This window comes from Defluviimonas salinarum, from assembly GCF_026013545.1.
GTDB classification, from domain to species: domain Bacteria; phylum Pseudomonadota; class Alphaproteobacteria; order Rhodobacterales; family Rhodobacteraceae; genus Albidovulum; species Albidovulum salinarum.
Genome location: NZ_JAPDOG010000025.1, coordinates 21,987 through 47,327, shown reverse-complemented (window position 1 = coordinate 47,327; position 25,341 = coordinate 21,987). Strand labels below are relative to the sequence as shown.

At 68.6% G+C, this 25,341-nt stretch carries 27 protein-coding genes; 15 read left to right on the top strand and 12 right to left on the bottom strand.

Annotated features, from left to right (window positions below; all coding sequences use genetic code 11):
- From OM960_RS20080 to OM960_RS20070, 3 genes are all read right to left on the bottom strand, one after another.
- Complete coding sequence (locus OM960_RS20080) at positions 1-246, bottom strand: DUF4170 domain-containing protein (protein ID WP_264773210.1); 246 nt, start codon at positions 244-246, stop codon at positions 1-3.
- 169 nt (positions 247-415) lie between these two features.
- Complete coding sequence (locus OM960_RS20075; protein ID WP_264773209.1) at positions 416-1,195, bottom strand: 3'(2'),5'-bisphosphate nucleotidase CysQ; 780 nt, start codon at positions 1,193-1,195, stop codon at positions 416-418.
- On the bottom strand, positions 1,182-2,528 hold the full coding sequence (locus tag OM960_RS20070; protein ID WP_264773208.1) for a TldD/PmbA family protein: 1,347 nt from the start codon (positions 2,526-2,528) through the stop codon (positions 1,182-1,184). Before OM960_RS20070 ends, OM960_RS20075 begins: the two co-directional genes overlap by 14 nt.
- 166 nt (positions 2,529-2,694) lie before the next feature.
- On the opposite strand from OM960_RS20070, the gene OM960_RS20065 reads away from it, so the two are divergent.
- Positions 2,695-3,708 carry a hypothetical protein gene (locus tag OM960_RS20065; RefSeq protein ID WP_264773207.1) on the top strand — a complete coding sequence of 338 codons (1,014 nt, stop codon included), beginning with the start codon at positions 2,695-2,697 and terminating at the stop codon, positions 3,706-3,708.
- 72 nt (positions 3,709-3,780) lie between these two features.
- On the opposite strand, the gene OM960_RS20060 is transcribed toward OM960_RS20065, so the two are convergent.
- Positions 3,781-5,268: a DUF2125 domain-containing protein gene (locus tag OM960_RS20060; RefSeq protein WP_264773206.1), complete on the bottom strand. Its 1,488-nt coding sequence runs from the start codon at positions 5,266-5,268 to the stop codon at positions 3,781-3,783.
- A 134-nt stretch (positions 5,269-5,402) separates the two neighbouring features.
- On the opposite strand from OM960_RS20060, the gene OM960_RS20055 reads away from it, so the two are divergent.
- The 4 genes from OM960_RS20055 (at position 5,403) to OM960_RS20040 (ending at position 7,864) form a co-directional block, all read left to right on the top strand.
- Complete coding sequence (locus OM960_RS20055) at positions 5,403-6,017, top strand: enoyl-CoA hydratase/isomerase family protein (protein WP_264773205.1); 615 nt, start codon at positions 5,403-5,405, stop codon at positions 6,015-6,017.
- 136 nt (positions 6,018-6,153) lie between these two features.
- The gene (locus OM960_RS20050) at positions 6,154-6,447 is read left to right on the top strand and encodes a (2Fe-2S)-binding protein (protein ID WP_263335023.1); all 294 of its coding nucleotides are present in this window, start codon (positions 6,154-6,156) and stop codon (positions 6,445-6,447) included.
- Positions 6,395-6,880, top strand: coding sequence for a bacterioferritin (gene bfr / locus OM960_RS20045; RefSeq protein WP_264773204.1), 486 nt, complete (start codon positions 6,395-6,397; stop codon positions 6,878-6,880). Before OM960_RS20050 ends, bfr begins: the two co-directional genes overlap by 53 nt.
- An 18-nt stretch (positions 6,881-6,898) precedes the next feature.
- Positions 6,899-7,864, top strand: coding sequence for an ornithine cyclodeaminase family protein (locus OM960_RS20040; protein WP_264773203.1), 966 nt, complete (start codon positions 6,899-6,901; stop codon positions 7,862-7,864).
- 1 nt (position 7,865) lies between these two features.
- Here the strand turns inward: OM960_RS20040 and OM960_RS20035 are convergent, their stop codons facing one another.
- The gene (locus tag OM960_RS20035) at positions 7,866-8,171 is read right to left on the bottom strand and encodes an HNH endonuclease (RefSeq protein ID WP_264773202.1); all 306 of its coding nucleotides are present in this window, start codon (positions 8,169-8,171) and stop codon (positions 7,866-7,868) included.
- 70 nt (positions 8,172-8,241) lie between these two features.
- Here OM960_RS20035 and OM960_RS20030 point away from each other — a divergent pair, with 70 nt between their 5' ends.
- Together OM960_RS20030 and OM960_RS20025 are read left to right on the top strand one after the other, a co-directional pair.
- Positions 8,242-9,420, top strand: coding sequence for a TIGR03862 family flavoprotein (locus OM960_RS20030; RefSeq protein ID WP_432759532.1), 1,179 nt, complete (start codon positions 8,242-8,244; stop codon positions 9,418-9,420).
- 93 nt (positions 9,421-9,513) lie between these two features.
- A complete protein-coding gene (locus OM960_RS20025; RefSeq protein WP_263335015.1) occupies positions 9,514-9,768 on the top strand; it encodes a YMGG-like glycine zipper-containing protein in 255 nt (84 codons plus the stop codon).
- A gap of 341 nt (positions 9,769-10,109) precedes the next feature.
- Here the strand turns inward: OM960_RS20025 and OM960_RS20020 are convergent, their stop codons facing one another.
- The 4 genes from OM960_RS20020 to OM960_RS20005 all read right to left on the bottom strand — a co-directional run bounded on the left by OM960_RS20020 (position 10,110) and on the right by OM960_RS20005 (position 14,162).
- A complete protein-coding gene (locus OM960_RS20020) occupies positions 10,110-10,913 on the bottom strand; it encodes a Hint domain-containing protein (protein WP_264773200.1) in 804 nt (267 codons plus the stop codon).
- 177 nt (positions 10,914-11,090) lie between these two features.
- Positions 11,091-11,687, bottom strand: coding sequence for a glutathione S-transferase family protein (locus OM960_RS20015; RefSeq protein WP_264773199.1), 597 nt, complete (start codon positions 11,685-11,687; stop codon positions 11,091-11,093).
- 74 nt (positions 11,688-11,761) lie between these two features.
- Positions 11,762-13,804, bottom strand: a complete 2,043-nt coding sequence (recQ, locus tag OM960_RS20010; RefSeq protein ID WP_264773198.1) for a DNA helicase RecQ — start codon at positions 13,802-13,804, stop codon at positions 11,762-11,764.
- 64 nt (positions 13,805-13,868) lie between these two features.
- Entirely contained in the window at positions 13,869-14,162 is a 294-nt protein-coding gene (locus OM960_RS20005) for a YggT family protein (protein WP_263335008.1), read from the bottom strand.
- A 137-nt stretch (positions 14,163-14,299) separates the two neighbouring features.
- On the opposite strand from OM960_RS20005, the gene OM960_RS20000 reads away from it, so the two are divergent.
- The 5 genes from OM960_RS20000 (at position 14,300) to OM960_RS19980 (ending at position 18,721) form a co-directional block, all read left to right on the top strand.
- The gene (locus tag OM960_RS20000) at positions 14,300-14,863 is read left to right on the top strand and encodes an acyl-CoA thioesterase (protein ID WP_264773197.1); all 564 of its coding nucleotides are present in this window, start codon (positions 14,300-14,302) and stop codon (positions 14,861-14,863) included.
- Between the two features lie 65 nt (positions 14,864-14,928).
- Complete coding sequence (locus OM960_RS19995) at positions 14,929-16,293, top strand: MFS transporter (RefSeq protein WP_264773196.1); 1,365 nt, start codon at positions 14,929-14,931, stop codon at positions 16,291-16,293.
- A gap of 16 nt (positions 16,294-16,309) precedes the next feature.
- Positions 16,310-17,200, top strand: coding sequence for a penicillin-insensitive murein endopeptidase (gene mepA, locus OM960_RS19990; RefSeq protein ID WP_263334978.1), 891 nt, complete (start codon positions 16,310-16,312; stop codon positions 17,198-17,200).
- The gene (locus OM960_RS19985; protein ID WP_263334976.1) at positions 17,173-18,063 is read left to right on the top strand and encodes an esterase-like activity of phytase family protein; all 891 of its coding nucleotides are present in this window, start codon (positions 17,173-17,175) and stop codon (positions 18,061-18,063) included. The genes mepA and OM960_RS19985 overlap by 28 nt, the downstream gene beginning before the upstream one ends.
- Positions 18,064-18,097: 34 nt before the next feature.
- Entirely contained in the window at positions 18,098-18,721 is a 624-nt protein-coding gene (locus OM960_RS19980) for a queuosine precursor transporter (RefSeq protein WP_263334974.1), read from the top strand.
- Between the two features lie 273 nt (positions 18,722-18,994).
- On the opposite strand, the gene OM960_RS19975 is transcribed toward OM960_RS19980, so the two are convergent.
- Positions 18,995-19,642, bottom strand: a complete 648-nt coding sequence (locus OM960_RS19975; protein WP_264773195.1) for a hypothetical protein — start codon at positions 19,640-19,642, stop codon at positions 18,995-18,997.
- A gap of 267 nt (positions 19,643-19,909) precedes the next feature.
- On the opposite strand from OM960_RS19975, the gene arfB reads away from it, so the two are divergent.
- On the top strand, positions 19,910-20,329 hold the full coding sequence (gene arfB / locus OM960_RS19970) for an alternative ribosome rescue aminoacyl-tRNA hydrolase ArfB (protein ID WP_264773194.1): 420 nt from the start codon (positions 19,910-19,912) through the stop codon (positions 20,327-20,329).
- Positions 20,330-20,480: 151 nt separating this feature from the next.
- Complete coding sequence (locus tag OM960_RS19965) at positions 20,481-21,899, top strand: oligosaccharide flippase family protein (RefSeq protein ID WP_264773193.1); 1,419 nt, start codon at positions 20,481-20,483, stop codon at positions 21,897-21,899.
- A gap of 33 nt (positions 21,900-21,932) precedes the next feature.
- Here OM960_RS19965 and OM960_RS19960 read toward each other — a convergent pair whose 3' ends face one another.
- Positions 21,933-22,499: an acyltransferase gene (locus OM960_RS19960; protein ID WP_263334967.1), complete on the bottom strand. Its 567-nt coding sequence runs from the start codon at positions 22,497-22,499 to the stop codon at positions 21,933-21,935.
- Positions 22,500-22,696: 197 nt separating this feature from the next.
- On the opposite strand from OM960_RS19960, the gene OM960_RS19955 reads away from it, so the two are divergent.
- The gene (locus OM960_RS19955; protein ID WP_264773192.1) at positions 22,697-23,905 is read left to right on the top strand and encodes a glycosyltransferase family 4 protein; all 1,209 of its coding nucleotides are present in this window, start codon (positions 22,697-22,699) and stop codon (positions 23,903-23,905) included.
- Between the two features lie 19 nt (positions 23,906-23,924).
- Here OM960_RS19955 and OM960_RS19950 read toward each other — a convergent pair whose 3' ends face one another.
- The gene (locus OM960_RS19950) at positions 23,925-25,310 is read right to left on the bottom strand and encodes a hypothetical protein (protein WP_264773191.1); all 1,386 of its coding nucleotides are present in this window, start codon (positions 25,308-25,310) and stop codon (positions 23,925-23,927) included.
- Between the last annotated feature and the right edge of the window lie 31 nt (positions 25,311-25,341).

Sequence of the window (25,341 nt, the reverse complement as noted above, 5' to 3'; positions counted from 1 at the left end):
TCAGAGGCCGAGTTCCTCGGTCGGGCTGGCCGCCGTCGCCTCGTCCCGCAGGCGGTGGATATGGGCGATGAAGTAGCGGGTATGGGCGTCGTCTACGGTGCGCTGGGCTTCGGCCTTCCAGGCGTTGTAGGCGGATTGGTAGTCGGGGAAGACGCCCACGACGTGGATCCGCTCTGGATCCCTGAAGACGGTCCTGGTCGGGTCCACCAGCTCGCCGCCGAAAACGAGATGCAGGCGCTGGGTCATGGGGGGCTCCGGGGCTTGGGGTTGGGTTTCGCGCGCCACCCTATGCCAAGGGGCGGGGCGCCTCAAGGCGGCTTGCGGGCAGGGCGGGGGCGTCTGCCACCCCGGATTGCCCGGAACGGGCAATCTCCCTCCGAGGATGTTTCGGCGGGATGAAAGACGGACTGGGTGCTCAGGCGTTGAGGGCGCTGCGGAGTGCCGTCCAGAGCGGGGCCGGTGCGGCGATGACGCCGGCGGTGCGGGGATCGGCGGCGTTGAAGCGGAGCGGCAGGCCCTTACGGTCGGTCACCGTGGCGCCCGCCTGCCGCGCGATCAGGTCGCCCGCGGCGATGTCCCATTCCCAGCTCGGCCGGAGCGTCAGCATCGCGTCATAACGGCCTTCGGCGACGAGGCAGAGCCGCCAGGCCAGCGAAGCGCGGAACTTGCGCTGAAAGGGCGGCGGGGTACCGTCCTTCCAGTGCTCGGAGGCGAGGTTCGGCTTTGCCGTGAGGAGCGTGGCGCCTTCGGCCCCGGTCTTCACGGAGGCACGGATCGGGGTGCCGTTCAGCGTCGCCGGGCCCGCAGCGGTTGCGGCGTATAGCATGTCCTTCATCGGCAGGTAGACGACGGCGGCGGTGATCCGGCCGTCTTCGGCCACGGCGAGTGAATGGGCGAAGCTCGTGTCGCCTTCGATGAAGGCGCGGGTGCCGTCGATCGGGTCGATGATGAAGGTGCGTTCGGTGCCGAGCCGGGCGGGGTCGTCGGGGGTCTCCTCGCTCAGCCAGCCGTACCCGGGGCGGGCGGCGCCGAGCTCGGCATGGAGCATCCGGTTCACCTCGAGGTCGGCCTCCGTCACCGGGCCGGCGCCGCCGGGCTTGTGCCAGATGCCGGGCGAGGCGCGGAAGAAGCGCCGGGCGATCGCGCCGGCGGCGCGCGCCGCCTCGGTCAGGAGGTCGAGGTCACTCGCCGGCAAGGGTGAGCCCTTCGACGAGGAGCGAGGGGACGACATGGCTGAGATGGGCGCGGGCGTCGTTCGCGGGGGTGATCCTGAGCAGCATCTCGCGCAGGTTGCCGGCGATGGTGCATTCGTTCACCGGGTAGGCGAGCTGACCGTTCTCGACCCAGAATCCCGAGGCGCCGCGCGAATAGTCGCCGGTCGTGGGGTTGATCGAGGAGCCGATCATCGAGGTGACGAGAAGGCCGGTGCCGATCTCCTCGAGGAGCTGGTCGCGGCTCTTGTCGCCTTGGGTCAGTGCGATGTTGGAGGCCGAGGGCGAGGGCGGCGAGGAGGTGCCGCGCGAGGCCGAGGCGGTGGATTTAAGGCCAAGCCGGCGGGCGGTGCCAAGGTCGAGCGTCCAGGTCTGCAGCACGCCGTCGCGGACGATGTCGCGGGCTTCGGTCGGCAGCCCTTCGGCGTCGAAGGGGCGGGAGCCGGTGATGCGCGGGCGGTGCGGGTTCTCGAAGACCGAGAGGCCACGGGGCAGGACCTGTTCACCCATCGCGTCGCGGAGCCAGGAAGCGCCGCGCACGATCGCGCTGCCGTTGATCGCGCCGAGGAGATGGCCGATCAGCCCGGCCGAGATGCGTTCGTCGAAGACGACCGGATAGGCGCCGGTCTTCGGCTTTCGCGCGCCTGCGCGCGCCACCGCCCGCTCGCCGGCGAGCCGCCCGATCTCCTCCGGGCTTGGCAGGTCGGACTGATAGACGCGGGATTCGGCGGCCCAGTCGCGCTCCATCCTCAGCCCCTCGCCGGTGATGGCGACGGCGGAGGTCGAGCGCGACGTCCGCGCGTAGCCCCCGGCGAAGCCGTTCGTCGCGGCAAGGTGCAGGCGGCGGTGCGAATAGCTCGCCGAGGCCGACTGGACCTGGCTCACGCCCTTGACGGCGAGGGCGGCTGCCTCGGCGCGGCGGGCATCGTCCTCGAGCATGGCGGCGGCGGGTTCGGCGGCGGGGTCGGCGAGGTCGAGCGCCGCGAGATCCCAGGCGGACGCAAGCTCGCCCGGATCGGCGAGGCCGAGGCTCGGATCCTCGGGCGCCTCGCGGGCCATCGCGACGGCGCGCTCGGCCATCTCGGCGATGGTCCGTTCGGAGATGTCGGAGGCCGAGACGCAGGCCTGGCGCTTGGCGATCAGGACGCGGAGGCCGATCTCGATCCCCTCGGCCCTTTCGGCCTGTTCGAGCCGCCCGCCGCGCACGTCGACGGAGAGCGCGGTGCCGTCGACGGCGATCGCGTCGGCGGCCTCGGCGCCAGCCTTGGTGGCGGCGGCGAGGAGGGCCTCGGTCAGGGGGGCGAGCCGGTCGGTCATGCGGTCGGATCCTGTGTCGCGGAACGTTTCCTAGGAGGTAGTCCGGGCCGGGATCACGCGCAAGGGCGCGATGGTGCGGGGCTGACCACCGTCAATGCGGCGGCTGGACGGACCGCTACTTTGAACACGCGGGTCCGGCAGGGGGCCGCAGAGCGAAGGGCGGATCATGGATCAGCACAGTTTGTCGGGGCTCTCGCCGGAAGAGCTATATGCGGGCTTCACCGCGGCGCGGCGGTTGGTGAGTGGTGCGGTCGAGGCCGAGCATGCGGAGGGACGCGACGCCGAGATCCGCACGGCCTGGCTGGAGGCGCGACGGAAGGTGCTCGACCGCGACGTGCTGGAAAAACTCGGGTTGACGCATGAGGAACTGGCGATGCAGGCCGAAGCCGAGGAGACCGCCTATCTTCAGCATGCCGGCGCACGCCTCGACGGGCAGGCTCGGCAGAGCGACGATCCCGGTTTCGGGCTGAGGGCGGTGCCCGCTCTCGGCACGGTGCCGGCGCATCCCTATGCCGTCGTCGCGGTGGGTCGGAACCGGGATACGATCGCCGGCTTCACGGCCGAGGCCTCATCCAATCCGGATGCATGGACGATGGCCGGCTATTCCGAACGCCAGGAGTTCTTTCTCGACATCCGGGGAAAGGGCACCGGGCTTTACGATTTCTCGTTCATTCCGGAATACAACTCCTTCGACTGGATGGAGATCCAGTGGTATTTCCTGCACATCCCTTTCGGCGATGGCGACTGGAGCTGCAGCGCGCGGCCGTGGCTACATGGCGCCTACCGGGTCTGGAGCGACGACTGGTTCCTCACCAGCCGTTTCGCCAGCGTCGCGATGGCGGCGCGACTTTGCCTGTTGCCGTTCGGCTACCCCACGCCCAAGTACCATGACGCGCAATACACCAGTGCCGTGGCGATCGGCGAGGGCGGCCAGAACATCGACAAGTCGCGCTGGGGCGGCTGGCTGCCGAAGCTCGCGCCACTCACGCCGCTGCCCAACCACCGGCAGAAAGCCCACTGGATCATCGTCTCGGTCTTCGGACAGGTGACGGTGCGCGGGCTTGCCCACGCGCAACTTGACTTCAAGCGGTACTGGACCTCGACCGGTTCGAAGGAGGGCGGCAGCTACCGCGAGACGAAATACGGGGTCTATTGTCCGCCGGCGACGATCCACTGGTGACGACGGCGGGACCAAGGCGAAACCGCCCGCGGCGGGCGCGGGCGGTTTAGGTTTAGGTCATTGCCGCCAAGGTTACTGGATGCGCTGGCCGTTGGCGTAGACGCCGCCATCCTCCTTGAACTCGATCTTCGAGGTCAGCGTGTCCTCGCCCGACGGTACCGCGAAGAGGCCCATCATCATCTTCGCGCCCGCCGCCTGGTCCTCGGGCACGAAGCCCATCGCCACGAGCTTGTCGATGAGACCGTTGCCGCCGACAAGCTGCAGATCGACCATGCCACGCGGCTGCGGTACCGGGGCGGAGTTGTCGAAGGTCATCGCGCCAGAACCGGTGAGTTCGGCGCCGACGGCCGACAGCTTGACTTCGTTGATGTCGAGCGACTCGATCTCGCCGGGGCTTGCGTCGGGCGCTGCCGGCTCATGCAGGTCGAAGATGTCGAACAGGACTTTCGCCGCGCCCGAGAGATCGACGATCAGCGTCGCCGGATCGCGCGGCAGTTGGGTCGTCGGGTCGAACATCGCCCAGATCCCCTCGGAGACCTCGAAATCGATCAGCTTCACGAGAAGGCCGAAGGGCTGCGCCTCCTCGCTCTTGGAGACCGGCATCTTCATGTCGAACGCGGTCTCGGCGACCGAGAGATCGACCGGAATCGGCAGGGCGGAAGCCTGGATCGCGATCTGAGCGGCCTTGCCGGTGCCGCCATAGCTCAGCCCGTCGCGCGACATCGCGAACTTGAGCGCGCCGGCGCCGCCGGTGGACTGGATGCTCACCGTGTCGGCACCGTCCTTGCCGTCGATGACGTAGCCGCCGCTGGTGTAGTCGAAGGTGCCCTCCATCGCCAGCCCGGCCTGCAGCGCTGCGCCCATGTCGGCGAAGTCGACCGCGTCCGGCATCGTCGCGGTCGAGGTGCCGCTCAGCCCGGCGAGCGAGCCCGAGGCAGAAAAATCGGTCTCGGCCTTGGGGTCCTTGCCAGAGACGGCGAAGTCGAGCTTGTCGGCCGTCATCGTCGAGGTCACGTTGCGCGCGCCCTCGGTGACGATCCGGTAGTTGCCGGCGTTGCCGGTCAGGGTGGCGTCGAGCGTCATGGGGACGGTGTCGCCCTCGACTTCCGTCTGCTCGGTGCGGATGCCGATCGTGTCAGCGGTGAAATCGAAGGTCATGTCTGTCGCCTGCCCCGAAACGACCATCGCGAGGCCGGACTGGGTGATCTTCATCGCCATGTCGACCGCCTCGCCGGTCGCCGGCTTGGCCGTGATCGCGACCGGGATCTCCTCGGACATCGTGACCTCGACCCGCCCGTCGCCAAGCTCCTTCAGCCGGATCTCGGCAACCGTTGCCTTCGTACCGCCCTCGGGCGTCTCTGAGGCGAAGACCGCATCGGTGACCACCAGCGTGTCGCCGTCCATGGCGCTCGACCCCGTGGTGACGGTCTGGCCGAGATCGCCATAGTAGTCGGTGAGGCCCTGCCAGACCTCGGCCGCGGTCACATCGGCCTGGACCGCCGTGGTCCCGAGAAGAAGAGCGGTCAGCGCGCCGGCGCTGCGGCCTGTCCAATGTCTCATGTCTTTGCCCGTTTCATTACCCGTTTCGGGCCGTACCATCGGCCCGCGAGCGGGCCGGGTCAAGGGTCGGGGCGGTATGGAATTCCGCCCCGGGATGCTGCTAGAGGTACACGATCAGGTGAGCGGAGGCGTGGATGATCCGGCTGGAGAAGAACGGCGGGCTGTGGCGGGCGGTCATCGCGCGGCCGGACAAGGCGAACTCGCTGACGAGAGTGATGCTCGCGGAACTGGCCGCAATTGCCGAGGCGGCCGGGCGCGAGGAGGCGCGGGCGCTGGTCTTGACCGGCGAGGGCGGGGTCTTCTCCGCCGGCGCCGATCTCGACGAGGCGCGCGCGGGGCTTGCCACCGATCCGGTCTGGGAGCGGCTCTCGGGCGCGATCGCGGCGCTGCCCTGCCTCACGGTCGCGGCGCTGAACGGCACGCTCGCGGGCGGCGCCTTCGGCATGGCGCTTGCCTGCGATCTCAGGATCGCGGTGCCCGAGGCGAAGTTCTTCTACCCGGTGATGAAGCTTGGCTTTCTGCCCCAGCCCTCCGACCCGGTGCGGATGGCGCGGCTCGTCGGGCCGGCGCGGGCCAAGATGATCCTGATGGCCGGGGTAAAGGTCGGCGCCGCCGAGGCGCTCGACTGGGGCCTCGTCGACCGGATCGTCGCGTCCGAGGCGCTGGCGGCCACGGTCGCGGAGCTGACCGCCGACGCGCTCGGCGCCGACATGGCGTTGGTCGGCGCGATCAAGCGGCTGGTCGGCTGAGGGTCGCGCACCGGGCTTGACTAATCCGATTGTTTTTGTCAGGAAGTACGCGCGCCCCGGTTCCGGGGCGTTGTCGCGAGCCTTGGGGACCGATGCGCGCAGAACGGACAAATCGGCGGCCGGGAGGCGGGGCGCGATGATCGTCTGCCACTGCATGTGCATCAGCGATCATGACATCCGTGCCGCGGTCGACTGGATGCGCGCCGCCGATGCGCGTACAGTGATCACGCCCGGCCGCATCTACCACGCGCTCGGCAAACGCGCCGATTGTGGCGGCTGCCTGCCGCTGTTCGTCGAGACGATGCGGGGCTGTGACAGCCTTGAGGTTCCCGCGCCCCTGCGCGGCGTTCGCCGGTGCGAGCCGAAGGGAGGATCCGATGAAAGGCGACAAGAAGGTCATCGAGTACCTGAACTCCGCGCTGCGGAGTGAGCTGACCGCGGTCAGCCAGTTCTGGCTTCACTACCGATTGCAGGAAGACTGGGGCTTCGGCCGGCTCGCGCGGAAGTCGCGCGCCGAAAGCATTGAGGAGATGCACCACGCCGACAAGCTGATCCAGCGCATCATCTTCCTCGAAGGTCATCCGAACCTGCAAAAGCTCGACCCCCTGCGGATCGGCGAAACCGTCCGCGAGGCGCTCGACAGCGACCTCGCCGCCGAGCACGATGCCCGCAAGCTCTACATAGAGGCGCGCGATCACTGCGAGAAGGTGGGCGACCATGTCTCGAAGAACCTCTTCGAGGAGTTGATGGCCGACGAGGAAGGGCATATCGATTTCCTCGAGACCCAGATCGGTCTTTTCGACCGGCTTGGCGAGGAGCGGTACGGCCACCTGAACGCACTGCCGGCGGACGAGGCGGAGTAACACGATGGGAGTGGCGCGGTGAGTGAGGCAGGCGGGCTTGTCTATCTTTCGGATCGGGTTCTGGACGGGCTCGGCATCTCGACCGCGGACGTGGTCGCGGCGGTCGAGCGCGCGGTGCTCGCGCGGACGGAGGAGCGGCTCTGGACCGCGCCGAAAACGGCGGTGATGCCGGGCGACGGGCGCTACATGATGGCGACGCTCGCCGCGGCCGACGAGCCGGGCGTGATCGTGGTGAAGTCGGTGATGGTCGCGCCCGACAATGCCGCGCGCGGCCTGCCCGGCATCAACGGCGCGATCCTCATCCTCGACAGCGTGACCGGGGTCCTGAAGGCGGTGATGGACGCCAACTGGGTCACCGCGGTCCGAACCGCCGCCCTGAGCGCGGTGGTCGCCAGGCGGCTCGCCGACCCGGAGGCGCAGAGCGTCGCCTTCGTCGGCTGCGGGGTGCAGGCGCACAGCCACCTCGCCGCCTTCGCCGAACTCTTCCCGCTGCGCGAGATCCGCGCGGTCGGGCGTGGCCGGGCCAAGGTCGACACGCTTTGCGACGCGGCGCGCGGCCTCGGGCTGGAGGCGCACGCGCTCGACGCCCGCGAGGCGCTTGACGGCGTCGATTTGGTGGTGAGCTCGATCACGCTCGACTATTCCGTCGCGCCCTTCCTCGACGCGCGCTGGCTGAAGCCCGGCGCCTTCGCGACGATCACCGACCTTGCGATTCCGTGGGAGCCCGCGGGCATGCCGGCTTTCGACACGGTGATCATCGACGACCGCGTGCAGGAGGCGGAAAGCGCCAGGCCGATGGTCGAACCCGGCCTCATTGCCGGTGACCTGACCGAGATGATCGGGGGGCGGATCGCCGCCGGATTCGCGCCCGACCGGCGCGCGGCCTTCGTGTTCCGGGGGCTCGCGGTCGGGGATTTCGCGCTGGCGGCTCTGGCCTACGAAAGCGCTGTCGCCTCCGGGGCGGGCACGCGCGTCGCCGGCTGACCTAGCGCCCCCGCCGCGGCCCCGGCACGCGCGAGCGGAAGCCGGGCGGGCGCTTTGCGATCCAGTCGATGAACTTCGCCAGCCGCGGATGGGTGCGCAGCGCCTCGACCGTGGCATAGCCGCGGGCAAGCTCGGTCGCGCTCAACGTGGCGTGGATCTCGGCGTGGCAGATCGCGTGGAGAAGTACCGTCGGGCCGCCCTTGCCACCCCGCAGCTTAGGCACCAGATGGTGCAGGCTCTGCGCCACGTCCGCCGGAATCGGGCGGCCGCAGAGCGGGCAGAGGGGCGGGTCGGGCTCTTGTGTCATGGCGGGCTTCCTGCGACAGGATGGCGAATGCGGGCCGGGGGAACAAGGCGGCGATGGAGCGGGAATGGCGATGCGGCGGGTGACGGATGCGCTGGTGGTCGGCGCCGGGCCGGCCGGGCTGATGGCGGCCGAGGCGCTTGCCGCGGCGGGCCGGCGGGTGGTGATCTGCGAGGCCAAGCCCTCGCCCGCGCGCAAGTTCCTGATGGCGGGCAAGTCCGGGCTGAACCTGACCAAGGACGAACCCTTCGCCGACTTCGCGGCGCGCTACGACACCGACTGGCTCCGGCCGATGCTGGAGGCGTTCGGACCCGATGCGGTGATGGGCTGGGCGCGCGGGCTCGGCCAGGAGGTCTTCGCGGGCTCCACCGGGCGGGTTTTTCCGGTCGAGATGAAGGCCTCGCCGCTCCTGCGCGCCTGGCTTGCCCGCCTCGCGGGCGCGGGCGTGGAGCTGCGCACCCGCTGGCGCTGGTCCGGGTTCGACGAGGACGGGCTGGCCTTCGAGACACCGGAAGGTCGGCAGTTCCTGCACCCAGCGGTGACGGTGCTGGCGCTCGGCGGCGCGAGCTGGGCCCGGCTCGGCTCGGACGCGGCCTGGGTGCCGTGGCTGGCGGCGAAGGGCGTCGACATCGCGCCGTTCAAGCCCGCCAACATGGGTTTCCGGGTCGAGTGGTCGGAGCACATGGCGCGGTTCTTCGGCACGCCGGTCAAGGGCGTGGCGCTGCATGCGGGCAATCACGTCGAGCGGGGCGAGTTCGTGATCTCGGCGCGCGGCATCGAGGGCGGCGGCATCTACGCGGTGTCGCGCGCGGTCCGGGAGGGCGCGACGCTGACGCTCGACCTCGTGCCGGAGCGGAGCCTAGCCGAGGTCGCGGGACGACTCGCGCCGGGGCCGGGCAAGGAGACGGCGGCGAACTGGCTGCGGAAGGCGCTGAAGCTCGACCCGGTGCGGATCGCGCTTCTGCAGGAATGGGGGCGGCCGCTGCCGAAGGGCGAACGGCTGGCGCGGCTCATCAAGGCGCTGCCGGTCCGCCACGCCGGGCCGCGCCCGCTCGACGAGGCGATCTCGGTTGCCGGCGGGATTCGGCGCGCGGCGTTGAGCGAAGGCTTGGAGTTGCAAGGGCTTCCCGGTATCTTCGCCTGCGGCGAGATGCTCGATTGGGAAGCGCCGACAGGGGGATACCTTCTGACGGCCTGCCTTGCGACCGGGCTCTGGGCTGGGCGAGCGGCGGCAAATGGCAGCCGGACTTGATGCCCGTCAAGGGAACCGATGCGCGGCTGGGGCAGTTTGGGCGGTGAACTCGCGCTTTTGACAAGGACGGATAGTCCGGAAATGGAGGATATAATGAAGAAGTTGATGCTGATGCTGCCCATCGCCCTGTCGCTCGCGGCCTGCCAGACGACCGAGCAGCGGAGCACCGCGACCGGCGCGCTGGCCGGTGCGGCGCTCGGCGCCGCGGTGTCGGACAACGCGGTCAAGGGCGCGGTGATCGGCGGGGCCGCCGGCGCGCTCGCCGGCAACCTGATCGGCAAGGCCAACACGCCGGGCGACTGCGTCTATCGGGACGCCAACGGCAACCAGTATGTGGCTTCCTGCTGACCTCACATCGATGAGTTGACACAAAGGTTCGCGGGGGGCGCATCGAAAGGCGGCGCCGCCCGAATGACCGGAACGAAACCGCCGCGCCGACGAGACCCGTCGGCGCGGCGAATTCGTTCGGGCAGGCATCACGCGACGAGCGCCGCCTCCACGTATTCGGTACACGCGACGGTCGCCGATTCCACCGGCTCCCCGAAAATCCTCTGAGCCAGAACCCCGGCCTCATGGGCCTTGAGGCTGGGCATCGCGTCTTCGCGGGCGAAACAGGCCACCAGGGCGTCGCCAGGCAATGCGGCCAGGAGCGCGCTTCGCGCCGCGGACGACAGGCCGTCGAAGCTGCGCTACGCAAGCTGGAAGCTTTCGGTGACCATGCCGTTCGACACCACCATGTGGTGGCCATCGAGCAAGAGGTGGTAATAGCTCACGTCTCCGAGCGGCATCACCCGTTCCGCCACGGTCCCGACCAGGTCCTTGGCGGCGACGAGCACCCGCGCCTCGCCGAAGAGGAGCATGGCCTCGGCATCCTCGATGACGATCCGATGCCGGGCCGAGACCTGGAGATCGGCATTCGGCACGCCCGGAGCGATCGTACCCGCCGGAATGCGGATCGGCCGGAATTCGGGCGCGCGCAGCATCTCGTCGAAGCTGACGGTGCTGCTGGCGATCCAGAGGATCGGCTTGGCCTCGCCCGTCTCGGTCAGGACGAGATCGCCGGCCTTGAGCGTCTCGATCTTGCGGCAGCCGCCGGGCGTCAGGATGTCGGTGCCGGCGCAGAAGCAGACGTGGATCGGCGTCGGCGCGAAGCTGACGTTCTTCAGGGGAACCGCGCCGTTGCCGAACTGGTTCATCAGCGTTTGCGTGCCGCTGCCGTCGGTGACGAAATAGAACCGCTCGGTGACGTCCTTGATCACCGCCGAGATCACCGTGATCTGGTGGCCCTCAAGCGGGTCGGGCACCTTGCCGTTTGCCAGGGGCAGGGTGCCGGTCATCTCGACCTTGAAGTTGTAGGTCGCGCCGTTGATCGTCACCGTGGTGTCGGGGTCGACCTTGCCCGCGTTGTATTCGAGAACGATGTCGCCCGACGGGCCACTGCTGTTGAAGGTCAAGAGCACGGTGGGCTGTTTCGTCGTGTTCTCGATGTTCAAGGAAGCGTTGTTGGCGGACGATTCATCGCCGCGGGCATAGAAGCTGATGCTGGACTTTTTTTGCTCCAGGAACCGGGTCCAATCCCCGGCTCTGTGGGGCCTCTCTAGCGCGGTCGGCTTTCTCAAATATGGCGAACCGAGGTGCGAAGAAAATATACCGCCGGCACGGCGGCCGGGTCACTCCCCGGTCCGGGCCATCGCGCGCCTGTAGGCCGGGCGCGCGCGCATCCGGTCGAGATATTCGGTCAGCCTGTGCTCGGTGATCGGGAACTTGGCGCCGAGCGCCCAGTTGCCGCAATGGGTCAGGATGATGTCGGGCACCGTCATCATGTCGCCCATGACGAACGGCCCCTCGCCGATGCGGTGGACGAGCGTCTTCTGGCTGCGCTCGAACTCCCAGCGCAGCGTGTTCTTGATCGCGGCGTGGCGCAGCTCCTCGGGCAGCACGAAGCTGTGGCGCGCGGCCATCCAGAGATTGGCGTCGAACTCGTCGAGCAGGAACTGCGTGAGGCTGTCCTGCCGGGCGCGGTCGAGCGTGCCGGCGGGATGGGTGAGCTGGCCGTGCTTGTCGGCGAGATACTGGATGATCGCGGTGGAATCGGTGATGGGCGTACTGTCCTCGATCAGCACCGGAACCTTGCCCGCCGGGTTGAAGGCGGTGACGCCCTTCGAGCGCGGCGGCGCGGCGATGTGCTCGAACGGCAGCCCGAGTTCCTCGAGCATCCACAGGACCCGCATGGCGCGGCTGCCGACTGTGCCGATCACGGTGTACATGCTGTCCTTCTCCGCCCTTTGACTCATGGAGCCATGCGGGCGCGGGGGGTGCAAGAGGCAAGGTGTGGGGAGGGTCAGCCTGCCCCGAGGATCTCGAGGAAGGCGGTTCCGAACCGCTCGGCCTTGAGCGCGCCCATGCCGCCGATCCGCTCGAGGTCGTCGAGGCAGCGCGGCCGGGTCTCGGCGATCTTCCGGAGCGTCGAAGGGGTGCAGGTGAGGTACTTTCCGGTGCCGTCCTCGCCGCGCGAAAGCTCGGCCTGCGCGTTCATCAGCCGGTCGAAGACGTCGCCCTCGGCGCGACCGGCGAGCTTCATCCGCGCCGGATGCATCGCCTCGGCGGCGCCGGTGATGACCGCGAGGAACGCGGCGCCATAGCTTTCGAGCTTCTTCGCCCCGACCCCGCTCACCCGCGCCATCTGGTCGAGCGTCTCGGGCCGGGTCTCGGCCATCTCGATCAGCGTGCGGTCGGGGAAGATCACATAGGCCGGCACCCGCGCCGCCTCGGCCAGTGCCCGGCGCTTGGCCTTGAGAGCGGACAGGAGCGGCGCGTCCTCCTCGGAGACGAGGGTTTTCACCACCGGCTTGCCGGCTGCCTTGCGGATCGTGTCGCGGCGGAGCGTGATCTGCGCCTCGCCGCGCAGGATCGGGCGGGCGTCGTCGGTCATGCGGAAAGCGCCGTGGCGCTCGGGGTCGGGGCGGATCAGGTCGTGACCCATCATCTGGCGGAACACCGCCTGCCACTGCGGCTTCGGCAGGTCGCGGCCGACGCCGAAGGTGGGCAGATCGTCATGGCGGCGTTGCCGCACCTTGTCGGTGGCGGTACCGGTCAAGATGTCGATGAGATGCCCCGCGCCGAAACTCTCGCCGGTCCTGAGGATCGCGGAAAGCGCCTTCCTGACCGCATCGGTGCCGTCGAACACCTCCGGCGCGGTGTCGCAGAGGTCGCAGGCGCCGCAGGGTCCGGCCTCTTCGCCGAAATACCCCAGAAGCCGCTGGCGCCGGCAGGAGGTCGCCTCGGCGAGGCCGAGAAGCGCGTTGAGCCGCGCATGGTCGGCGGCCTTGCGGTCGGCGGGCGCCAGCCCCTCGTCGACCTGGGCGCGGCGGAGGCGGATGTCGTCGGGGCCGTAGAGCGTCAGCGTCTCGGCCGGGGCGCCATCGCGGCCGGCGCGGCCGATCTCCTGGTAATAGGCCTCGATCGACTTCGGCAGGTCGGCATGGGCGACCCAGCGGATGTCGGGCTTGTCGATCCCCATGCCGAAGGCCACGGTGGCGACGACGATCAGCCCGTCCTCGCGCTGGAACCGCGCCTCGACCTCGCGGCGGTCGTCGGGATCCATGCCGCCGTGATAGTGGCAGGCGGCGTGGCCCTCCTCACGCAAGGCCTGCGACAGCGTCTCGGTCTTGGCCCGCGTCGCGGTGTAGACAATTCCCGACTGGCCGCGCCGCGCGGCGGCGAAGGCGAGGATCTGGCGGCGCGGCTGGTCCTTCACCTCGAAGGCGAGGTGGATATTGGGCCGGTCGAAGCCGCGCAGGAAGGTCGCGGGTTCGGCCCCGTCGAAGAGCCGGGTGACGATCTCGGCCCGCGTCTCCTCGTCGGCGGTGGCGGTGAAGGCGGCAAGCGGCACGTTCAGCGTGCGGCGCAGCTCGCCGATCCTGAGGTAGTCTGGGCGGAAGTCATGGCCCCACTGGCTGACGCAATGCGCCTCGTCGACCGCGATCAGGCTGGTGCCGATGCGGCGAAGAAGCGTCAGCGTGCCGCCCGAGGCGAGCCGCTCCGGCGCCATGTAGAGAAGCTTCAGCCGCCCCTCGTCGAGGGCCGCGAAGACCGCCTCGGTCTCCTCCTCGGTATTGCCCGACGTGAGCGCGCCCGCCGCGACGCCCGCCTCGCGCAGGGCCCGGACCTGGTCGCGCATCAGCGCGATGAGGGGCGAGATCACCACCGTCACGCCCTCGCGCAGGAGCGCCGGCAGCTGGTAGCAGAGCGACTTGCCGCCGCCCGTCGGCATGATCGCGAGCGTGTTCTGGCCGCCCGCGACAGCGGCCACGATTTCCGACTGGCCGGGACGGAAGGCGTCAAATCCGAAGACGGAGGAAAGCAGTCCCTCGGCGCGGGTCATTGGCTCGCGGTTCTTGTTGGCTCGATTTCCCGACCCTCTCACACGAGCCGGGAAGGGGCAAGGCTCAGTAGCCGTAGAAGAAGCCGGCGTTGTTGACGAGCGTCTGCTGGATGATGATCAGCAGGATGAAGGCGACCAGGGGCGCGAGGTCGAGCCCCGGCGTCTGTGGCAGGATCCGGCGGATCGGGGCGTAGACCGGCTCCAGCAGGCGGCTCAGCCCGTACCAGATCTGCGAGACCATGGGCTGGCGGATGTTCAGGACCTGGAAGTTGATCAGCCACGACATGATGATATGGGCGATCATGATGAACCAGATCACGTTGAGGATCAGCATCAGCGCCTGAAACAACGACTGCATGAGGGGCTCCGGCCGGTTGGGTCGGCCCAGAGGTAAGCCGCCCGCCGGGCTTGTGCAACCTCGTAACGCCACGTCGCGGCTTGACCTGCGGGCAGTGTTGCCCGAGGTGCTGGTGGAAACCTGCCGGGAGAGCCCCGATGTACCCCTTCGTCCGCATGGCCAAGGAGCTTTGGACCAGCCGCCGCCAGCCGCGGCTCGGCCTGACCGAGCCGCATGTCTCGCATCACATCTGCTGGCCCTGGGATCTCGATCTCTGGGTCGAGCTCAACAACGGCCGGACGCTGACGCTGTTCGATCTCGGGCGGATCCCGCTGGCGATGCGGACCGGTCTCGTCGACGTGCTGAGGCGCAAGGGCTGGTCGATCACGGTGGCGGGCAACTCGCTGCGCTACCGGCGCCGGGTCCGGATGTTCGACCGGGTGGAAATGGTCAGCCGCTGCATCGGCTGGGACGAGCGCTTTCTTTACATGGAGCAGAGCATGTGGCGCGGCGACGACTGCACGAGCCACATGCTCCTGCGCTCGGCGGTGACCTCGCGCGCCGGCATCGTGCCGCCCGCGGAGGTGCTGGCAGCCCTCGGCCGCGACGAGGAAAGCCCGGAGCTGCCCGGCTGGGTCCGGGCCTGGATCGCCGCCGACGCGACGCGGCCCTGGCCGCCCGAGCGCGCGCTGTCGGGGCCTCCGGACCGGAGCGCCGCCTGACGCGGGGTCACTTGCGTTCGCGCGGCTTTTCCGTCTTGATCCCGTTAAAGCGAGCGGGGGCAGGCATGACGGTTTCGGCGCGGAAGCGGATCTGGGGCTGGTGGTTCTTTGACTGGGCAAGCCAGCCCTATGCGACATTGCTTCTCACCTTCGTCTTCGGCCCCTATTTCGCCGAGGTGGCGCGGGCGCATTTCGCGGGTCAGGGCATGGATGCCGAGGCCGCGGGCGCGGCGGCGCAGGCCTATTGGGGCTGGGGCCAGACCGTCTCCGGCGTCCTCATCGCCTGCCTCGCCCCGATCCTCGGCGCGGTGGCCGACCAGTCGGGCCGGCGCATGCTCTGGATCTGGATCTTCTCGGCCTGCTACGTGGTGGGCGCCTGGATGCTGTGGAACCTGGCGCCGGGCGAGCCCGACCTCCTGCGCGCGATGGTCTTCTTCGGCATCGGCCTGATCGGCATGGAATTCGCCACGATCTTCACCAACTCGCTGATGCCGGGGCTGGCGGGGGACGCCGAGATGGGCCGGGTCTCGGGCTCGGGCTTCGCCTTCGGCTATCTCGGCGGGATCATCTCGCTCGCGATCATGCTGGTCTTCTTCGTCGCCGAACCGTCGGGCCAGACCCGCGCCGGGCTCGCGCCAGGCCTTGGCCTGCTCGATTACACGGCGCGTGAGGATGCGCGCGCGGTCGGACCCTTCACGGCGCTCTGGTACGCGGTCTTCATGGTGCCGTTCTTCCTCTGGGTGCGCGAGCCCCGGACCGCCTCCCGAGGCATTCATATCGGCCGGGCCATGTCGGACCTCTGGCAGCTCCTGAAATCGCTCAAGGTGCGCCGAAGCCTCGCCGCCTATCTCCTCTCGTCGATGTTCTACCGCGACGCGCTCAATGCGCTCTACGCCTTCGGTGGCGTCTATGCCTCGGGCGTGCTCGGCTGGTCGATCGGCAAGATCGGCCTCTTCGGCGTCGTCGCCGCGGTCTCGGCCGCGCTCTTCAGCTGGCTCGGCGGCAAGGTGGACAGCGCGAAGGGGCCGAAACCGGTGATCATGCTGTCGATGGTCGTTCTGATCGCGGTCTGCCTCGTCATCGCCGGCATGTCGCGCGAGGCGTTCTACGGGGTTCCCTTCGCGGCGGGCTCGACGGCGCCGGACACCATCTTCTACATCTGCGGCATCGTGATCGGCGCGGCGGGCGGCACGCTGCAGGCGTCGAGCCGCACGATGATGGTCTTTCACACATCGGCTGCGCGCGCGACCGAGGCCTTCGGGCTCTACGCGCTCTCGGGCAAGGCCACTGCCTTTGTGGGGCCGTTCTCGGTCGCTGTCTTCACCACACTCAGCGGCTCGCAGCGGATCGGCATCGCGATACCGTTGATCGCGCTCTTCCTTCTTGGCATGCTGCTCCTGAGCTGGGTCAATCCCCGGGGTGAACGATAAAGCGCGAGAGGCAGGCATGATCGGACGGGCCTTCGGCATTCTGGCAATCCTTGGCACACTTGCGGCGCCGGCGGCGGCCGAGCCCCGGGCGAACCAGCTATTCGGCGCCAAGCGCACCGCCTCGGCGCATCAGCCGGCCTCGATCGGCACCTATGCCAAGGGCTGCGGCGCGGGGCTTGTGCAACTGCCCGAGAGCGGCCCGACGTGGCAGGCGATGCGGCTCAGCCGCAACCGCAACTGGGGCCATCCGGCGCTGGTGCAGTTCGTCGTCGACCTCTCGGCCCATGCCCGCAAGCTCGGCTGGGCCGGGCTCTATATCGGCGACATGAGCCAGCCGAGGGGCGGGCCGATGACCTCGGGACATTCGAGCCACCAGATCGGGCTCGATGCCGATATCTGGATGCTGCCGCCCGCGCGGCTCGACCTCAGCCGGGGCGAGCGCGAGAAGGTCAGTTCGGCCTCGGTCCGCACCGCCGACCAGAAGCGCGTGAATGGGAACTGGAGCGCGACGCACCATCGGCTGCTTGCCGCCGCGGCCTCGGACCCGCGGGTCGACCGCATCTTCGTCGCCGCCGCGGTGAAGATCGAGATGTGCAAGGGCGCGCGCGCCTCCGACCGCAAGTGGCTGCAGAAGATCCGCCCGCTCTACGGTCATGACAGCCATTTCCATGTTCGCCTGAAATGCCCCAAGGGCTCGCCCGGCTGTCGGACCCAGACACCGACCGTGGCCGAGCTTTCGAAGGGCGGCGACGGCTGCGACGAGACCCTGACCTGGTGGGTCACCACCTATCTCGATGAGCTGAAGAACCCGCCGAAGGGGCCGAAGGGACCGCGCAAGAGGGGTGCGCGGGATTACACGATGGCCGATCTGCCGCGCCAATGCGCCGCCGTACTCGCCTCGGACTGACGCTGGCTCTGGTCTCGGCGCAAGCCGTGGCCGCTGCCGCCGCGCCGCGGGCGCAGCTTGTCGGATCCTATGACTGGGAGGTGGCGGACGCGGGTTTCGGCGGCTTCTCCGGGCTGGACATCTCCGCGGACGGCGTCCTGTTCATTGCGGTTTCCGACAGCGGCGCGACCGTGGAGGGGCAGTTCCAGCGTGATCCGGATGGCAGGGTGACGGCCGTCTCGGCCGGACCGGTCGTGAAGTTGCTGGCCCCGGACGGAGAACGACTGCGCTCGGCAAAGGCAGATTCAGAGGGGGTGGCCCTCGCGCCTGGCGGCGGCTTCTACCTGTCGTTCGAGCTTTTCGACCGGGTCGCATACTACCCTGGCCGGCGCCAACCGTCGGAGCGCGAACTCCGCGCGGAGGTCTTTGCCGACCTGGAATACAATTCCGGCCTCGAGGCTCTGGCGATCGACGCCGAGGGCACGCTCTACACCTTGCCCGAACGGTCTGGCGCGAAGGGCCGTCCGTTCCCGGTGTTCCGCTACCGCAACGAGGCATGGGACCAGCCGTTCGCGATCCGCCGCGATCCCGGCTGGCTGCCGGTCGGCGCCGATTTCGGACCAGATGGGCGGCTCTATCTTCTCGAACGCGACTTCTGGCCAGCTCTCGGATTCAAGAGCCGGGTCCGCCGCTTCACGATCGCCGACGACCGCATCGCGGCCGAGGAGACGGTGCTCGAGACCAGCGCCGGGGTACATGACAATCTCGAGGGCATCGCGGTCTGGCGCGACCCCGCCGGGGCGACCCGGCTGACGATGATCGCGGACGACAATTTCCTGCCGGTGCAACGGACCGAGATCGCGGACTACCGGATCGAGGAATGACCCCCTTGCATCTCGGCACGCACACGGAGCGCGCATGACCCGCAGATTGATCCCCGGCATCCTCGCCATGGCGGCGATCGTCGTCGCCTCGAACATCCTCGTGCAGTTCCTCTTCGGCCAGTGGCTGACCTGGGGCGCCTTCACCTATCCCTTCGCCTTCCTCGTTACAGACCTCGCGAACCGCCTGCAGGGTCCCGCCGCCGCGCGCCGGGTGGTTGTGGCGGGCTTCCTCGTCGGCCTCGCCTGCTCGCTCGTCGGCACGCAGATCGCGGGCGAGTTCGGCCCGCTCGTGACCTGGCGGATCGCGATCGGATCGGGGCTCGCCTTCCTCACCGCCCAGATGGTCGATGTCGGGATCTTCGACCGCCTGCGCGAGGGCCGCTGGTGGCGGGCGCCGCTGGTCTCGACGCTGGCGGGATCCTCGCTCGACACGGCGATCTTCTTCTCGGTCGCCTTCTCCGGGGCCTTGGGGTTTCTCGAGCCGGGCAATGACGTGAGCTGGGCGGGAGAGGTCTTGCCGATGCTCGGGATCGGACCGGAGGCGCCGCTCTGGATGTCGCTGGCGGTCGCCGACTGGCTGGTCAAGCTTGCGCTCGCGCTTGTTGCGCTCGTGCCGTTTCGGCTGATTGTTGCAAGATTGACGGAAAAAGTTGTGTGAAAAGTTTTGACAAACACCAAATCTGTGGCACGCTACTGTTAACGGCAACGCAGCGAAAGGAGGTGATCCAGTGTCGAGAGTGATATTGGAGAGAGGTGTCGGGACAGTCAGGGGGGCCGTGGCCTGAGGGCAAACCCTAGGGTTAAGAACCCTGACTGGGCCGGTCGATCTTCGACACCCTAACTGGCCCATCTCCGTAGATCTCGGAGGGCCGTTCCTAATCGGAACGGCCCTTTCCGTATCGCTGCCTGGGGCGCGACGCGCCTGTCGCCGCTACCCGAGATCCCGCCGATCCTGAGCATCGACAAAGCGCTGCCGCAGGATACGTTGGCGATCCCCGGCGAGCGCAGCCTCCATCACGCCCGAGAGCACGCCGCGCACCTTCAGGTGCGGCACGAGGTCGAAATGCCCGAGACCGGGAAAGAGCAACTGGTCGGTCCCGGTCTGGCAGGGAAAGTGCCTCGCATGCGGCAGATCGTCGACCGCGCCGTGGAAGAGGCAGGTCCGATCGCCGCCGGCTGCGGGAAGTGGCGCGGTCGGCCAGTCGATCCGGGACAGGCGCGCGGTCCAGCGCGCCCAGCGGTCTTCGCCAGGGACCACGCCTGGCATCACCGACCATTGCGGAGAGAAGTCGACCACCACGTCCACCGGCAGGGTCCGGGCCGCAACGAGCGCCGAGAAGGCGCCCATCGACTGGCCTGTGGTGGCGATCTGTGTGACCGGTGCCCGCGCCGCCACGCGATCCAGAGCGCGCCGCAGCACCGGGGCGAAACCGGGATCGTTGCCCCAACTGCGGCTCTCGTCCATGACGAACAGCGCCCGTCGGGGTGAGGCCCCGGTGCCGCGGCCAATGGCGGTCGCCACGAATTCGGGAGAGGGCCGGCGCGCCGGATCGTGGCCGATCAAGGAGAAGGCGATCACCAGATCGCCCCCTCGCCGCCGAGATGATCGATGAAGAAGAGCGGTTCGTCGAGGAGAGGTTCGAGCTTCACGCGCCCGGCCTGCCGACGCGTGCCGCACCGGGACGTGGGGCTCGTGCTTCCGTTGGTGTCGATACCACGCGTATCATCTCCGCTCGGACAAGGCAGTGATCTTGGCAAGGCCGGCGCCGGCGTTCAAGATCGGCTGGCGGGATCCCTTCGCGCCGACGCATGGACACGGGTCGGGCGCCCACCTAAGACCGGAACCATGCTGCGCATCGACGACGAGATCACCATCGCCGACTGGGAACTGACCGAGAGCTTCAGCCGCTCTTCCGGGCCGGGCGGACAGAACGTCAACAAGGTCGAGACCGCGGTCGAGCTCCGCTTCGAGGCCGAGCGCAGCCCGCATCTGGCGAAGCCGGTCAAGAAGCGGCTGAAGCGGCTCGCCGGTCGGCGCTGGACCAATGACGGCGCCATCGTGATCCGCGCCGAGGAGACCCGCAGCCAGATGCGCAACCGCGAACTGGCCCGCGAGCGGCTGGTCGAGCTGATCCGCGCCGCGCTTGTCGCGCCGAAGCGGCGGATCGCGACTAGGCCGACGCTCGGCAGCCAGCGGCGGCGGCTCCAGGCCAAGACCGCGCGCGGCCAGGTCAAGGCGCTGCGCGGGAAGGTCGAGGAGGATTGACCCCGGTCCGGTGGCAAAGCCCACCTGCCGCGCGGATCGGCCACAATGGCGCAACATGTGGCACTGCGGCGGTCGGCGGCGCAGACAGCGCGAGATGAAGCGTGTTTAATGTGGGCAATGTGAGCGTACCGAGCGGGACTGACCGGACAACATGCTGAAGAAGGCCGCCATGCTTGTATCGGGTAACGCGCTCGGCTCGGCGCTTCTGCTGGCACGCAACCTGATCGTCGCGCGGCTCGTGAGCCCCGAGGACTACGGCATCGCCGCGACCTTCGCGATCGTCATGTCGGTCGTCGAGATGCTGTCGCAGTTCGGGCTGAGCCAGATGATCGTCGTCGACAAGGACGGCGACGATCCGCGGTTCCAGAGCGTGATGCAGGGCTTCCAGCTGGCGCGCGGCGTCTTCGCGAGCCTCGTCCTGTTGGTGATCGCCCATCCGACCGCGCGCTTTCTCGGCATCGAGCATGTCGCCTGGGCCTACCAGGTCATCGCCGTGGTCCCGCTGATCAATGGTTTGCAGCATTTCGACATCCACCGGCTCAAGCGCCACCTGAACTTCCGGCCGTTCATCCTGTCGCAGTCGATTCCGCCGCTGGTCGCGCTGCTCGCGATCTGGCCGCTGGCGCTTCTTTATGGCGACTACCGGATCATGCTGATCTCGCTTCTGGTGCAGGCGGGGGCGATGGCGCTCCTGTCGCATCTCGCGGCCGAGCGGCGCTACCAGATCGGCTTCGACCTCGCGCTGATCCGGCGCGCGACGGTGTTCGGCTGGCCGCTCCTCATCAACGGGGCGCTCCTGTTCGGCGTCTTCTACGGCGAGCGGGTGATCGTCGGGCGCGAGCTCGGCATGGCGGCGCTCGGGGTCTTTTCGATGGCGGTCACGCTGACGCTGACGCCGACCCTGGTCATGGCCAATGCCAACCAGTCGGCCTTCCTGCCGCATCTGAGTTCGGCGCGCGAGCGCCCGGCCGCGTTCCAGTGGCTCGGCGTCGCCGCGGTGGAGGCGGGGCTGGCGGCGGGGCTCGTCCTTCTGCTCGGAATCGTCCTCTTGGGCGGCCCCGTGGTCCATCTGCTGCTTGGCGAGAAATACGCGGCGATCCTGCCGCTTCTCGTGCCCGTCGCGGTGCTGCAGGCGGTCCGTATGGCCAAGACCGGCAGCACGACCGTCGCGCTGTCGCGCGAGCGCACCGGCAACGCGGTCGCGGCGAACCTGCTCAGGGTGTCGTCGCTGCCGGTCTCCTGGCTCGTGGTGCACCGTACCGGCGACGTGATGCTCCTGATCTGGATTGCCGTTGGCGCGGAGGTCCTTGGCTATCTCCTGTCGCTCCATCTCGCGGCGCGGCGCACCGGGCTCAAGCTCGGCCCGGTCGTGCTGCCCTCGCTGCTCGCCGCGCTGACCTGCGCCGCGGCGCTCGCGGTTGACGGCTTCGAACCGACGCTGCCCGATCTCGCCGGTCACCTGCTGCGTTGGCCGCTTCTGGTAGTCATGGTCTGCGGCCTGGCCGCGCTTGCCTCCATGAAGGCGTTGCGGGGCTACATCTTCCGGCAGATCCGCAACCGCGCCGCCTGAGCGCCGCGGTGCGAATGCCCCGCCCCGGCCGCGCTACGATTGGATGCGGCGCTGGCCGACGATCGCGGCGGGGTTGCCGGCGACGATCGCGTTCGCGGGAATGTCGGTGCGCACGACCGCGCCCGCGCCGATGATCGCGCCATCGCCGATGGTGACCCCGGCCAGCACCACCGCGCCGTAACCGAGCCAGACGTCGCGACCGATGCGGACGGTCGCCTCGTTCATCGCCTGGTCGGTGACCGGGCTGCCGTCGTTGTAGCGATAGCTCGCCGCCGTCACCATCACCGAGGGCGCAATCAGCGCGTCGGAGCCGATCTCGATCCGCGCCGCGCCGGGTCCGGCCCAGAGGCTGGTGTTCGCGCCGACATGGACGCGGTCGCCGATCACGATGTTCTGGCCGTTGGAAAAGCTCGCGGTCGGGCTGATGCTCACCCCCTGGCCACGGGTGACTTTCCGCAGTTCGGCGACATGGGTGTAATTGTAGTAGTTCAGCACTTTGACCGCATGGGCATAGGCGCGCGGGTCGAGCGCCGCGCGGATGAGCCGGCCGAGCCGCTGCAGCCGGCTCGTGCGGGTCTTGTGGATCCTGTCACTCGTCATGCGGTCATCTCGCGGCCGAAGCGTCCCGTGCAGGAGAGCGGAAATCGCGCCGCCGGTAAACCGGTTCTTGCGCCGCCCCCGGCATTCCGCGTGCGCGGCTCTGGCCGGCGGCTCGGTCGAACGTTAGCATGGCCGCAATCCGGAACGGATCGTCGCGGAGAACGAACCGAGGGAATGACGGGACGCGGGAGAGAGTGATGAGTGCGAGTGCCGTGCGACGCGTCCTGATCGTCGTCGAGAACCTGCCGGTGCCGCTGGACCGCCGGGTCTGGCTCGAGGCGACGACGCTCGCCGCGGCGGGCTACGAGGTCAGCGTGATCTGCCCGACCGGGCGCGGCTGGGATCTTCACCGCGAGGTGATCGAGGGCATCCACATCTACCGCTATCCCGAACCGCCCGAGGCGCATTCGGGCGCTGTGGCCTACGCCAGGGAATACCTCCATTCGATCTATCACTGGTTCCGGCTCGCGCGCGAGGTCCGGCGCGAACGCGGCTTCGACGTGATCCAGGGCTGCAACCCGCCCGACCTCATCTTCCTGCTCGCGCTCTGGTACCGGCCGCGCGGCGTGCGTTACCTCTTCGACCATCACGACGTCTGCCCCGAGCTCTTCGAGGCGAAGTTCGGCAAGCGCGGCCTGCTGTACCGGGTCATGCGGATCTGGGAGCGGATGACCTTCGCCTGCGCCGCCGTTTCGATCGCCACCAACGAGAGCTTCCGCGAGATCGCGATCCGCCGGGGCGGCATGGCGGCCGAGGACGTGTTCGTCGTCCGCTCCGCCCCGAAGGTCGAGAAGTTCGAGATCCGCCCCGCCGATCCGGTGATGCGCAAGGGCGCGGGCACGGTGATGGGCTATGTCGGCGTGATCGGCCAGCAGGAGGGGATGGACCTCCTCGTTGCCGCGGCCGATCACCTGATCCGCGGGTTCGGGTATCGGGACGTGCATTTCCTCATCGTCGGCTTCGGGCCGGAGCTTCCCAACGTCGAGGCCGACGTCGCGCGTCGCGGGCTCGGGGCGCATTTCACCTTCACCGGGCCGCTCTATGGCGAGGACCTGCTGCGCGCACTCAACAGCTGCGATATCGGCGTCTCGCCCGACCCGAAGAACGCGATGAACGACATCTCCACCATGAACAAGGTCATGGAATACATGACGCTGGAGAAGCCGGTTGTGCAGTTCGACCTGAAGGAGGGGCGCGCCTCGGCCGGGGAGGCGTCGCTCTATGCCCGCGCCAACGAGCCGGAGGATTTCGCGTCGAAGATCGCCGCGCTGATCGACGCGCCGGAGGAGCGGGCGCGGATGGGCCGGATCGGCCGCGCGCGGGTCATGGAGCGGCTGAGCTGGGCGCATTCGGCGCCCCGGCTCCTCGCCGCCTATGACCGGATCTTCGCGAAGATCGGCCGCTGACCGTGGGGCGGTTTCCGGCTCAGGGCCGGAAACTGAAATCCCGGTCGAGCGACAGGAACACGGCGTTGGAACGCGCGTCGCCCGAAGCCCCGGAATCCTGCAGGTCGCGCAGCACGACGCCGCCCGTCAGGTCCCAGTCCTGGGTGAGGGCGCGCGAATAGCTGGCGTTGAACGAGGTCCGCGTCACCGTCGGCGCGGTATTCGTACCGGCGGGCTCGGAATGGCCCCAGTTCAGCGACATGTTGATCCGCGAGACGCTGTCGATGATGTAACCGTAGCCGAGCCGGACCCGGGTATCGATCACGTCGTTGCTGAGCGAGTCGGTCGAGAGCCCGCGGTCGACCGCCAGGGTGACGGTGCTGTTGCGCAACTGCTGCCCATAGGCGAGCGAGCCGATCACGAAGACCTCGCCCGAGGGCGAATCCGCGGCGCCCAGTGTCGCCGAGAGCGTACCGGTGGGCAGTTGCAGGTCGCGTCCGAAGCGGAGCGTCTGGGTCCTGCCGTTCTCGTTGATGCTGGAATCGGCCGACACGAAGGCGGTGCCGTTGGACATCACCTTGGTCAGTTGCAGAGAGCCGGTGATACCATCGCGCGTGGTCGTGCCGAAGACCGTGTCGGTTTCCACGTCGGTCCAGCCGATCTGGGCGTCGAGCAGCAGAACCGGGTTTATATCCTGCGTGACGCCCAGCGTGTAGTCGAGCGTCCGGCGATCGGTCTGGACGGTGTCGTCGGCGGTATAGTCCTCTATCGAGGCGCCGAGGCGCAGTTGGGTCATCGGCGACACGCGCATCGACACGCCCGCTGCCGCCTGGTCGGTCTGGTTGTCGACCAGAGCGGGATCGGTGACATTCGTGTAGGTCTGCTCGTCATGATCGACCGAGAGGTTGAAACCGATCGGATCGTTGATGCCGGTCTGCAAGGCGGCGCCGTAAGACTTCGTCTTGAGCTGTCCGCCGCCACCGAGCAGCACGTTGGAGATTGGATCTACCTGCTCGACCAGGAACGGGTCGAGAAAATCCCTGTCGACATCACGAAAGCGACCGTAGGCCGTCAGCACGCTGTTGCCGGTGTCGCGCCGGTACCGAAACTTTACGGTAGGGTCTTCGAAGCCGCTTGCCGAGCTTCCGGCAAAATCGGCGAAGCGGTAGACCCCCGACGCGTCGAGCCTGAAATCGTCGATCGCCGTGATGTTCGACACGCCGACCCTGAGCGTGTTGTCGAAGACCGTGCTGTCGCCTGGGCTGACGGGATCCAGCCCGAAGTTGTCGTCGTACGTCACCTTGGATTCGATGTTGACGTCGACCTGGAGCCCCCCGGCCGGAGCCGTGCTGGCGGCCGGCGGAGCTGTGCCGGCGACAGGCGCGGTCACCGTTGCCGTGCCGGGTGCCGGCGTCACGCCGATCACCGCGGGCGATCCCGGAATCGCAACCGCGCTC